This is a genomic window from Siphonobacter sp. BAB-5405 (genome assembly GCF_002872335.1).
Lineage (GTDB): Bacteria > Bacteroidota > Bacteroidia > Cytophagales > Spirosomataceae > Siphonobacter.
Genome location: NZ_NJAG01000007.1, coordinates 493,033 through 505,264, shown reverse-complemented (window position 1 = coordinate 505,264; position 12,232 = coordinate 493,033). Strand labels below are relative to the sequence as shown.

Genomic DNA, 12,232 nt, shown 5'->3' with positions numbered 1-12,232 from the left:
AAGCCATATTTTTTATAGCCATGAATCAAACGGAAGTATCGCGGATCAAGCTGGTGATCGATGGAACGGAAGGGGAAGAAACCCTGAAATCGCTGAAGGCCGAATCTAAAGAAATCAACGACGAACTCAAACGGATGAAGGATGCCGGCGAAGTCGGGTCAGAAGCCTGGAAGGAGCTTAAAAACCGCCAGGTGGAAGTAAATGCTGAATTAAAATCCTTCAAAAACAACATCGATATCAACGATGCTTCCATGACAGAATTGACGGTAAAAAGCCGCCATTTGCATGGAGAATTAAAAAACCTGAAGGCAGGATCTGAAGAATGGATCGCCAAGATGGACGAGATCGGCCGAACGGAAGCCCGGATGGAGGAAGTCCGGAAAGAAATGGCCCGGCTCAAACAGGAAGCCCTGGAGAATTCTGACGCCTACAAAGAGCTACAGAAACGCCAGGAAGAACTGAATCAGGAAATGGTATCGATGGTCAAAAACATTGACCTGAACGACGCTTCCATGAATCAGCTTCAGGCGAAAAGTAAGCTTTTGAATGAAGAACTGAAGGATCTGAAAGTAGGTACGGCCGAATGGGTGGCCAAAATGAAGGAGATCGCCGAAGTCGATGAACGGATCGGGGAAGTAAACGAGGAAATGGATGAGCTCCGGGATACGAACGACAAAAACGCCCTTTCCTGGACTCGCGTGAAGGAAGCCGCCCTGGGAACGTTTGCGGCCTTCAGTCTGGAAGATATCATTCAGGAAGTGGTACAGTTCGGAAAGGAAGCCGTGAATTCGGCCGTTGAAATGTCTGACGCCATGTCGGATATTGAGAAGGCCACCGATATGACCACCGAGGAAGTAGAAGGACTCGTGGCCAGTATCCAAAAGATCGATACGCGTACGGCCGTTGAAGATCTGGCAGATATCGCCGTGGTGGCGGGTCAGCTGGGCATCGCTAAAAACGAAGTACTGGGCTTCGTGGAATCCGTTGATCGTGCCGTGGTGGCATTGGGTGACGAATTTTCGGGTGGAGCGGAAGAAGTAGCGGCGACTATTGGAGGGCTTCAAAAGCTTTTCAAGGAAACGAAGGATCTGGAAGCGGGCAAAGCCATCAACGATATTGGATCCGCGTTAAACGCATTAGGGGCCGCCGGATCGGCTACGGCCCCCGTGGTAGCTGACTTTACGGCAAGGATGGGCCAGCTGGGCGATCTATCCCCCCAGATCGGCGAAACGATGGGTTTAGGGGCCGCCTTCCAGGAATTGGGTTTAACGGCTGAAATTGCATCGGGTGGTTTGTCTAATATCCTGTTAGGAGCGGCAAAAGCTACGGGATTGTTTGCCGAGCAGCTGGGCATTTCTGAAACGGAAATGAAGAAGCTGATCAATACGGATCCGAATACTTTCCTTCTCAAACTTGCTGAAAGTTTACGCGGCCTTCCTACCGATCAGGTAACTAAACGCCTGGATGATCTGGGTATTAAGTCGCAGGAGGCCACAAAGGTGATGAGCCTTCTGAAGGATCAGACGGATCTGGTACGTGATAAGCAAAAACTGGCCGCTGAAGAAATGCGGAAGGGTACCAGTTTAACGGATGAATTCAACAAAAAGAACACCAACGCGGCCGCCGAAATGGCGAAGATGGGAAAGGAAATCAAAGCCCTATCCCTGAGTTTCGGCCAGACATTGCTTCCCGTTGTCCTGAAAGTAGGGGAGGTCTTTGTCGCGTTTATTAAAACGATCCAAGCGGCCCCAAAATTCATTAATGACAATAAGGCCGCCCTGGCACTGCTGGCCATCGGTCTGGTAACGTTTAACGCTCAGGCCATCGCGGCGGCCACGGCATCGCTGGCCTTGGCGGCCGCTGAAAAGGGGCGGGCCATTGCCACCAGTGCCGTTACGGTGGCCCAGAATGCTTTGAACGTAGCCATGAAGGCCAACCCGATCGGGTTGATCATTACCGCGTTAACGCTTCTGGCCAGCGGTCTGATGTATGCCTACAATAACAGCGAAACCTTCCGGGGCATCGTAAACGGATTATGGGCCGCCCTGAAGACTGGAATCGGCGTCGTGACGGATCTATGGAATACCTTCAGCGACTGGATATCCGAAACCCTATCCCCGTTGGCCGGGTACCTTACCCCTATAAAATCCGCCCTTTCGGCTTTATGGGATAATATGACCGCCGGGGTTTCGATCCTGCGATCGATCGGATCCGCCATCGCTTCTTTCTTCATCGGTGGGCTGGAGTCCCTGGGTGTGGCCATTCAGCCCATCCGTACGGCCGTTCAAAACCTGTGGAATGTGATTGCATCCGGTATTAATACCGTGATGAAGGTGGGCCAGGCATTCGCTGAATTTCTTCACATCGATAAGCTGGTGGATAAGGCTACGCAGGCCGGAAAGCAAATCGGTACGTCGTTCACCAAAGCTTACGACGCTGAAACCACGAAAGCCAGGGCGGCGGATCTGGCCGGTGATAAGGCTCACAACGATCAGAAAGCCGGCCAGGCGAACGCATCCGCGAAGGCGGCGGCCGGTCACCAGGCGGCGGCCAATAAGGGAGCACTGGCGGGAATGGCCACGGACAACACCGAGCATCTGAGCAAAGAGGAACAGAAAGCTCAAAAGCACGCCCAGAAGGTTGCAGACGATAAAAAGAAGGCGAATCAGGACGCGAACGAAGCCATCCGGAAGGCCAGCATTGAAGCCATTGCCGACGAGCAAACGCGTAAACTGGCCCAGCTGGCTTTCGATCGGGATAAAGAGATCCAACGGATCCAAGAATCCCAGGCTTCCCAATTTCTGAAGCGTCAACAGGAAGACGCCGCTAACCAGGCGTATGAGACGAAGAAGGCGGCAATGGAAAAGGAATTCCGAGATAAGAAAGCGAAGGAAGAAGCCGACCTGGAAGCCCAGATGGAAAAGATCCGGATTGCGGCCATTACGAATGATCGCGATCGGAAAGTGGCTGAACTGACCGCCCAGGCAACCCGCGAAAAAGCAGAGATCGAACGCAGTAAACTAGACGAAGCCCAGAAAGCGGAAGCCTTGAAGCTCATTAATGAAAAGCTTCAGCGGGATATCGCCACGGCAAACGAGGAAGGACGCCAGAATGATCTTCGTAAAAACGAGGAAAAACGTCAGAAGGAAAAGGCTTCAAACGATGCCCTTTTTGATTCCCAGTTCAAAGCGGCGGTGGCGAATGCGGATCTGAATCTGGAATTGGCCAGAAATAATTCCCAGGCTATTCTGGAGGCGAAAAAACAGAAGCTACAGGCAGAATACGAATACAACCGGAAAAAGCTTCAGGATGAAGCCGATGAAGAAAAGCGGAAGAATCAGGAACTGATCACCGACGCCGACGCCAGGGCGAAAGCAGAGCACGCGATTGATGAACGTTTACGTGCCCAGCTGAAGGCGGGAGATATCCAGTTTCAGAACGAAAAAACGGCCCTTAATCAGGAACACCTGGAACGCCGCCGGCAGAACACGGAACAATTTTTCGGAGCCATTAACGGGCTTATGCAGGGGGATTATTCCGCTTTCATGGGTTTCCTGGGTGACAAACTGAAGAACGACGCGGCCGCCAATAATCAAAAGCTTCAGGACTTTGCCCAGAAGGGCCAGGAAACCCTGGCAGTAGGCTCCCAGGTGATTGATTCCCTGAAGCAGGTAAACCAGAAGTTCCTGGAAAGCCAGCTGGCTAAGATTGAAAAGGAAAAGCAGGCCCAACTAAAAAGCTGGGATGCCCAGTACAAGGCCGGTACAATCAGCAAAGAGGAGTACGAAAAGGGGATCGCTGAAATCGATGCCGACGCTGACGAACGCGTGAAAGCCGAAAAACTGAAGGCATTCAAACGCGAACAAACCCTGCAAATCGCTTCGGCACTGGTAAACGCCGCCCAGGCGGCCCTGAAAAGTATGGCCATTATGGGTTTCCCGTTGGGCCTCATTGGGGTAGGCGTATCGGCCGCGATGGCCGCCATTCAGATCGGGATCATCAAATCCCAGAAGCCGCCCAGCTTTGCAAAGGGGGGAGCCTCATACGTAAAAAATGCCGGCGTCGTTCGCGGATCCCGTCACGGATCCAGCTACGGCCAGGCAGGAATTTCAATGGTGGATCGCGTCAGTGGTCAGGAGGTTGGAGAAATGGAAGGGGATGAGCCCTTTATGATCCTTTCGCGGGATACGTATAAAAACAACGGGAAGGTGATCGATATGCTTCTTCACTCCAGCCTTCACCGCAATGGGGCGAAGATCTTCCGGGATGGTGGTATCGGATCCGTTCAGGAAACTCCCTACGCTCAACGGGGTATGTACCTTTTTGGATCCAAAAAGGCCAAAAAGGCCGCGAAGGAAGCCGAAGCCCAGGCGGCGGCCGCTCAGGCTGAAGCCGAAGAAATGCAACGCCAGGCGGAAGCCGAAGCGGCGGCGGCGGCGGCTTCTTATGGGGGTGGCGTACCTGCTGATGGGGTGTACGTGCCAGGGGCCGATGGGGATCCGTCCGGAACCGTGGCCGCCACAAACGAACAGATCCAGGCCAGCCAGGAAATGATGGGGATCATCGGAGATAATACCGAAGCGACCGTGGATCAGCTGGGCATCATTTCAACGACGCTTAACGCCCTACTAGATGAAAGCAAAGGCCAAACCGGCCTACTGGGTAGGATTGCATCCAAAGATCTAAGCGTTTCGGTTCATAACGTTGTAAACGTAATGAATCAGATCAACGTTGTCGCTGGCGACTCAAATTTGAAGTAATGCTGGAAATTCGCATCGAAGGCCATTCCGTGGAGTTATCGCCCGGAATGGCCATCACCCTCGAAAAGTTTAACCCCTTACTGGATTTTAGTACGATCCAGGGAAGCCGGGTCTACGGATTTACGCTTCCGGATACGCCACTAAACCGGCGGATCATGGGTCATTTTTATAATCCCCAGGTAGGGTACAAGAACCGCCGTTTTTACTGCGAAAAGTACGTGGATTCCCAGCTGGTAGAACGCGGTTACGTGAAGATAACCGAAGCCAACGCCGCCGGCTGGTCGATGTATTTCACCCAGGATCTGGGAAACATTTTCGGAGATCTCCAGACGATCAATTTATCAGAGATTGATTTCGGCTCCCTGGCTATTCCTGCCACGGAAATAGTATCGCCTGAAGCCTTTTGTTTTCCTACAATTCTGAATCCAGGCTTTTACGGGAACCAGCCCGTGGAAGGCTTTTCGGGTCAGGTCAACGAAGTGGGTTCCCAGGTGGCCAGGGTACCCATGTTTTTCGTAAACTGGCTCTTGGATCAATTTGGCCAATGGTGGGCTGGCGGTTTGATGGATCCTACTTCACGGATCCCGATATGACGCGTCTCATTCTGGCAAACCTGTTTTCCCTAGATGGAGCCAATGAAATCAAGGTTCAGAATCACCTTCCGGAAGTCACGGCCGGCGGGCTTTTGCTGGAGCTTCGGAAGCTTTTTAATCTGTATCTGGATTTCGATGTTCGAAAGCGGATTTGTACGGTAGATTTTGCGGAAGATATCCTGAAATTGCCCACCCTGCTGGACTGGACTTCGAAGGCCAATCCGGCCCATATCAAACTTCCGGAAACGGTCAACCGCCTGGAGCTTTCCTACGAGATCGACGGAAACGACGCTTTGCTGAAGCCGATTCCGTTGCACATGGATAAGTACATCACCAAGGAAACCACGGCCAACGAAGGCGGATCTACCTTACCCATCAAATCTCGTTTTTCTACGTACCTGATCGATACCGAAACGGGGCTGGCCATCACCAGCCAGCCAGGGATCAGCCCGAATAATAAGGATAGTAATACGAAGGGAACGCCGAAGGTTCTATTCTGGAATGACCCGGTGAACGAGGTACCTACGGCTACGGCCCAAACGGAAAACCGATCGCTTTTCTGGCAGGGAGAAAACAGCCTACCAGGGAAGAGTTTTTCCCGGTTTGAACGCTTCAAAGAAAATACGTTCCTGATCCGAAAAACCATCTACCTGACGCCGGCGGATATGGCCGTATTTAGCTTCCGGAACAAAGTTCACATCAAAGGCGTGAACTACCTGGTGGGATCGCTGAAGGCTTCCCTGAAGACAAACCAAAAGATTATTCCGGTGGAAGTAGAATTATGGAAAATTTAAAATTAATATTTATAATTATAGTCAAAATCAATTTAAGTTATGAAGCACGTAAGGTTTGTTATTAGGAATTTCAAAGGCATAGAGAATGTGGAAATTAATCTAGGTAACGAAAATCCGCTAGATGTTATAACGCTAATAGGTCTTAATGAAAGTGGCAAAACTACAATTTTAGAAGCTATAGCTTTGCTAGGATCATCAATTAAAGATTCTGAAGCTCATAAGTATATACCAAAATCAAAAAAAAGCAACTTCAATGCACAAGTTTCCGTATATGCGAAATATAAATGGAGCGATAATGATAATTTTTTACTCCAAACGTATGCAAAAACGTTAGGCTTTGCATCTTTTGATTATATCAATGAGCATAGCTTAGGAATGGTGATTAAATTTAAGAATTCAAATTTTGAAGGTAAATCAAGAAATTATCTTATTAATTTCAAAGGAAGGAAGATTGGAAGTGATAAAAAAGTAGTTATTGAGCATCCATCAGAAGATTGGAAGAAGCTAGTGAGATATATTGATAAAGCTTTAGTGCCTCAAATATTGTACTATCCTGACTTTCTGTTTGATTTCCCTGAAAAAATATATATTGATGATGAAGGGTTAGCCAATATTAATAATGAAAGCTATATAGAAGTTATTGAAAATATATTAAAACTAATTGATAGTCAGTTGAATATAAAAGACCATATATTGAATCGTATAAAAGATCCAATGCCATCAAATATTGAAGCATTAGATGAGACTCTTAATAAAATGAGTGCTAAAGTAACGGATAAGGTTTTTTCAGTTTGGGAAAAACTTTTCAATAGTACATTTAAAGAAATAATTATTACATATAAAGTTGAAATGTTTACAGCAACTCCAAGATATTATTTAGAATTTAAATTAAGGGAAGGATCTAGTAAGTTTAATATTAACGAAAGAAGTCTTGGTTTTAAATGGTTTTTTACATTCTTACTTTTTACAGAGTTTAGAAAATATCGGAGAAATAATATGAATAATGTATTATTTTTACTTGATGAACCCGCATCAAACCTGCATTCTACTGCTCAAAAGAAGCTTCTCTCGACGTTTTCTGATTTGGTGATTAATTCTACATTGATTTATACTACTCATAGCCATCATTTAATAAATCCAGAATGGTTAAATGGCGTTTATGTGGTTAAGAATAGGAAATTAGATACAGATGACGATTTAGGGTTTCTAACTAATAATACAAAAGTTGAAGCACTTATTTATAAACAATTTGTCTCCAAGTATCCCAATCAAACAGATTATTTTCAACCAATATTAGATACATTAGAATTCCAACCAAGTTATTTAGAAAAAATTCCTAATATTATTATTGTTGAAGGTAAATATGATTACTATACTTTAAAATATTTCGATAAAATCAATTTTAAAGATAAGTACAATAATTTATATATTTATCCAGGTAATGGAGCTAATTCTAATAAGTCAATTATAAAAATGTATTTAGCTTGGGGAAGGGATTTTATTATTTTATTAGATGGAGATCAAGCAGGACAAAAAGCTAAAAGAGAATATATTAAGCAATACGGTGTAGATATTAAAGATAAAATAGTTACGTTATTGGATATCGATTCGTCATATACGAGTTATATGGAAAGCTTGTTTGATTCCAATGAATTGATAGAAATTACTCAAAAATTTGATTCTAAAGCTAAGGCTTATGATAAAAGTAAATTCAATAGTTCTTTGCAAAATATGTTATATTTTAATGAAAAATATGTTTTTAAGGAAGAGACGCTAAAAAGGTTTGATAAAATTTTTGATTTTTTAGCAAAAAAATGGTAGAGATTTTATTAACAAAAGGTTGGCCAATGCCAACCTTTTTACTTTTTCATAGTTCAACCTTTGTTTTATATGTATAACCTTCAGCCCGAGGTGGCCAGTAAATTTATGACTGGCCACCTTTTTTTGGCCTTCCAGGACTTGATTTTTAAGGGTTAATTAATCAATCTTATCATACTGTTTTTGACGCACCCGGCCCAGTTCTAAGGCCACCCGGCGTTCATCTGGACGCCCATACACTTCCAGCCCCCTGGTGGTTAACCTTCCCAGCATCACCTTCACGGCGTCTTCCGTCATTCCCAGGGAATTCAGGCACCAATCCGTAAACGTTTTCCGGCCGGTCTTCGTGGATATTTTCGAAGCCAACGGTTCCGGGAATTTAAGTTCGGCCGCCATGAGTTTCAGCCAGTCGTTCATCGTCTGGTTCGCCTTAATGGGCAAATTTTCCCAGCCCCCGTACTTTTCGATAATCGGCAATACCTCTTTGAAAACGGGTAATTTGGCCATAACGTCGGTTTTTATACGATTGTGGTAAATCCAGTTTGTGGCATCTACGCCCTGTTTAATTTTCACGGAAGCCTGGGCGGCCATCGCCTTCAAATCCGCGTAATGGAAGCCCGTTCGACAGTAAATAATAAACACGTCTGCCACTTCCTGAAGGTGTACATTACTGAACTGATGGTTTTTCAGCTGATTAAATTGTTCGGGCGTCAGGAAAACTGGAGCTTTTGATTTCTCATTCGGTACCCGGAATCCCTGTAAGGGGTCAAAATCTGCCAACTTTGCCCCAGGTGCCCATTTCGTCACCTGCTTAATGACCTGGCTATGTTTGCGTATATAGCTGTCTTCGTGCCGGTGTTTTTTCTTCATCCACCGCCGGTATTTTTTCAAGAGTTCAACGTCGAAAAGCTCTAGTGGTAGGTTTAACTCTTTCTCTTCGATCAAAAAATCGACTACTTTCTTTCGTACCTTATCGTACGTTTCTAGCGTGCTGGAAGTGATGTATGGATCGTTTCCCTTTTCCTGTTTAAGCCAACGCTGGAAGGCCGAAAGGAAGGTGATACTTTCCCCTGACCGGAGATATTTCTTTTTAATGGTCTGTACGGTAAAGGGCTTGCCGCTTCGGTACAGATCGTTGTAGATCGCATTGATCTTGCCGCGAATGAGTTGGATTTTTTCATTTTTAAAAGAGCTTAAAGGATCAGTGGGCTTCACTGTATGGCCGTTCCAATCGTCTTTATGGATCTTCACGCCGGTGGTGCCGAGGCAAACCATTGAATTATCCATTGAGATCCGGCAATACAACGTAGCGTAACCGGGTGTTTTGCTTGAGCGGCGGAAGAACTGAATTTCCATTCTAGTGTACTTCATCTTGCATAGTGCCCGGTAAGGCCACTTCCAAGATATTGTCTTTTGGTATGGGAAAAGGAAGGATTCGAAGAAAAAGGGGTGTGACTTCGAAAAAAAGGGTGTGACTTGAAGGTGAACTGAAAAGCTAAAAAGCTGGGCGTCAGTAGAGTAGGGACACTAAAAAACCCAAGCTTTTCGGGCTTGGGTGATCTAAATCAGATGCTTTTGGGTAACCTTGCAGAGGGTGAGGGATTCGAACCCCCGGACCTGTTACAGTCAACAGTTTTCAAGACTGCCGCGATCGACCACTCCGCCAACCCTCTGTTTGTGAGCACAAAAGTAGGGGTTTTTAGGGCCTGTGTCAAGAGGGGTCGTGAAAAAAAATGCTTTTAGGATGGGCTTTTTATAGGTTTTAACGCGTAGATGCTTCATTTTCAAAGCTTCGGCTCCGGGAAAATTTTTAATAACTTTTGCCTTTGGTAGATGGTATTCGTTGCTGAACACTAAAAAAGGAAGCGAGAAGACTCACTTCCTTTTCAGAATGGGTTGTAAATAGTACGCTAGTTCGTCATCGCCAGGAGCAAATCGGCCTGGGTGATGATGTGGATGCCGTTGCTTTCGTCGCGAACGAGCAGGGCTTTGTTATCCTTGTCGATGAGCGAGGCCAGTACGTCGATGGTGTCGTGCAGACCCACGAAGCGGAAAGGCTTCTCCATGATTTCCTGCACGGGGACTTCCTTGATGTCGGGCGATTGAATCAGCAGGGAAAGAATCGTCGACTCGGAAATACTGCCCACAAAGCTACCGGACTCGTCTACCACCGGAATCTGACTGATACCGTCGCGATTGAGTAAGCGGATGGCTTCACTCACCCGGGCCTGCTGGGGCAAAGAAATCAGGGTTCGACTACGCGGACGAATACGAATCAGATCCTGAGCCGTAGCAAACGAACGACTTTCCAGAAATCCGTGATCTTTCATCCAGTTGTCGTTGTAAATTTTGTTCAGGTAACGCGTGCCGTGGTCGGGCAGCAGAATCACCATCACGTCGTCTTCCTTCAAATGCTCGCGGGCGTATTCCAGGGCTCCGTACACGGCGGTACCGCAGCTCCAGCCCACAAACAGACCTTCTTCCCGCGAGAGCCGACGGGCCATAATGGCCGCATCTTTATCCGTCACTTTCAGAATGTGGTCGATCAGCGAGAAATCGACGTTCTTGGGCAGTATGTCTTCGCCAATACCCTCGGTCAGGTATGGGTAAATTTCGTTCGGGTCGAACTCGCCCGTTTCCTTGTACTTCTTGAAGACCGAGCCGTAGGTATCCAGGCCCACTGTTACTACGTCCGGGTTTTTCTCTTTCAGAAATTTGGCCGTACCACAAATCGTACCGCCCGTACCTACACCTGCGGCAAAGTGCGTGATTTCGCCGCCCGTCTGCGTCCAGATTTCCGGTCCGGTAGTATCGTAGTGAGCCGCCGTGTTGGAGAGGTTGTCGTACTGATTGGGGTAGAAGGAATTCGGAATTTCCTGGTTGAGGCGTTTGGCTACCGAGTAATAACTCCGGGGGTCGTCCGGCTCCACGTTTGTCGGGCATACCACGACTTCCGCTCCCACGGCCCGCAGAATATTGATTTTCTCCTGCGACTGCTTATCGGCCATCGTAAAGATGCACTTGTAACCTTTTGCTACAGCGGCTAGAGCCAGCCCCATACCCGTATTGCCCGAAGTACCTTCGATGATGGTACCGCCGGGTTTGAGAATACCGGCTGCTTCCGCGTCTTCAATCATCCGCAGGGCAATGCGGTCTTTGACGGAGTTGCCGGGATTGAAGTACTCCACTTTTACCAGAATAGTACCGGGAATACCCTTGGTGACTTTATTGAGACGAACCAGCGGCGTATTACCGATGGTTTCTATGACGTGATTGTAGTAATGCATAGGAACGTACAGATTTGAGGATTCACCGGATACGAACCGGAATCACGCGGGTGAACGAATGAAATTTAGGTACTGAAGAAACCTATTCCGGTTAACCACTGTTCCGATTTCAGGAGTAAATTTGTCCGAAGAAACCAACAATCGAAGAGAATCTCTTCTTTTTATTGATAAAACTATGGTAACCGTATCTCAAGAAGCTGCTGAAAAAATTGTAGAACTGCGTCGGCAGGATGGCCTGACCGAAAACTTCAGCGTACGCGTAGCTGTAAAAGGCGGCGGCTGTTCAGGCCTGATGTATGATCTGAACTTTGCCTCAGAACCCCAGGCGGGAGATATGATTTTTGAAGATAAAGGGGTAACCGTGATGATCGACAAGAAATCGATCCTGTATCTGGCCGGTACCGAGTTACAATACTCCGGCGGACTCAACGGCAAAGGCTTTGTCTTCCACAACCCCAATGCTTCACGTACCTGCGGCTGCGGCGAAAGCTTTGCGGTTTAAGCAGTTTGCAATTTTCAGTTAAAGGTTCTCATATACCTTTAACAAAGCAACCCGAATGTTCAACACGTTCGGGTTGCTTGCGTATCAGGGCTTCTGTTCTGCGTATCTTAACTGAAAACGGTAAACCGCAAACTGAAAACGAAGAATTAAAGCAATTCTTCCTTCGGTGACCAGAACAGGTTTTTAAAATCCTGGATCTGGTCATTTTTTATTCGGACGCCTTCGGCTTCGAGGAGTTCCTGCATCCGATTACCACCGAAATGATGCTTTCCGGTCAGTACGCCATTGCGATTAACCACACGGTGGGCGGGTACGTCGGGAATGGTATGACAGGCATTCATGGCCCAGCCCACCAATCGGGCACCGCCCTTCGAACCCAGGTACTCGGCAATGGCTCCGTAACTGGTTACGCGTCCCGGTGGAATGAGCTTGACTACTTCATAAATATCTTGGAAAGCATCGGAAGCCATAGCGAGTA

Annotated in this window: 8 protein-coding genes and 1 tRNA gene; 5 read left to right on the top strand and 4 right to left on the bottom strand. The window is 47.1% G+C overall.

Annotated features, from left to right (window positions below; genetic code table 11):
* The first annotated feature begins 20 nt into the window (after positions 1–20).
* Genes BWI97_RS08640 through BWI97_RS08630 form a run of 4 tightly spaced genes read left to right on the top strand, consistent with a single transcriptional unit; the run spans position 21 to position 7,968 of the window.
* Entirely contained in the window at positions 21–4,760 is a 4,740-nt protein-coding gene (locus tag BWI97_RS08640) for a phage tail tape measure protein (RefSeq protein WP_102200713.1), read from the top strand.
* Positions 4,760–5,353 carry a hypothetical protein gene (locus BWI97_RS28275; RefSeq protein ID WP_233207784.1) on the top strand — a complete coding sequence of 198 codons (594 nt, stop codon included), beginning with the start codon at positions 4,760–4,762 and terminating at the stop codon, positions 5,351–5,353. Before BWI97_RS08640 ends, BWI97_RS28275 begins: the two co-directional genes overlap by 1 nt.
* Positions 5,350–6,147 (top strand): hypothetical protein, encoded by a 798-nt coding sequence (locus tag BWI97_RS28270; protein WP_233207783.1) that lies wholly within the window; start codon positions 5,350–5,352, stop codon positions 6,145–6,147. The genes BWI97_RS28275 and BWI97_RS28270 overlap by 4 nt, the downstream gene beginning before the upstream one ends.
* A gap of 39 nt (positions 6,148–6,186) precedes the next feature.
* Positions 6,187–7,968: an ATP-dependent endonuclease gene (locus tag BWI97_RS08630; protein WP_102200712.1), complete on the top strand. Its 1,782-nt coding sequence runs from the start codon at positions 6,187–6,189 to the stop codon at positions 7,966–7,968.
* A 156-nt stretch (positions 7,969–8,124) separates the two neighbouring features.
* On the opposite strand, the gene BWI97_RS08625 is transcribed toward BWI97_RS08630, so the two are convergent.
* From BWI97_RS08625 to BWI97_RS08615, 3 genes are all read right to left on the bottom strand, one after another.
* Positions 8,125–9,336: a phage integrase SAM-like domain-containing protein gene (locus BWI97_RS08625; RefSeq protein ID WP_102200711.1), complete on the bottom strand. Its 1,212-nt coding sequence runs from the start codon at positions 9,334–9,336 to the stop codon at positions 8,125–8,127.
* A 217-nt stretch (positions 9,337–9,553) separates the two neighbouring features.
* Positions 9,554–9,638 (bottom strand) — tRNA-Ser (locus BWI97_RS08620).
* Between the two features lie 237 nt (positions 9,639–9,875).
* On the bottom strand, positions 9,876–11,252 hold the full coding sequence (locus BWI97_RS08615; protein WP_094808445.1) for a cystathionine beta-synthase: 1,377 nt from the start codon (positions 11,250–11,252) through the stop codon (positions 9,876–9,878).
* A gap of 175 nt (positions 11,253–11,427) precedes the next feature.
* Here BWI97_RS08615 and BWI97_RS08610 point away from each other — a divergent pair, with 175 nt between their 5' ends.
* Positions 11,428–11,754: an iron-sulfur cluster assembly accessory protein gene (locus BWI97_RS08610; RefSeq protein ID WP_094808408.1), complete on the top strand. Its 327-nt coding sequence runs from the start codon at positions 11,428–11,430 to the stop codon at positions 11,752–11,754.
* A gap of 146 nt (positions 11,755–11,900) precedes the next feature.
* On the opposite strand, the gene BWI97_RS08605 is transcribed toward BWI97_RS08610, so the two are convergent.
* Complete coding sequence (locus BWI97_RS08605) at positions 11,901–12,224, bottom strand: MGMT family protein (protein ID WP_094808409.1); 324 nt, start codon at positions 12,222–12,224, stop codon at positions 11,901–11,903.
* Between the last annotated feature and the right edge of the window lie 8 nt (positions 12,225–12,232).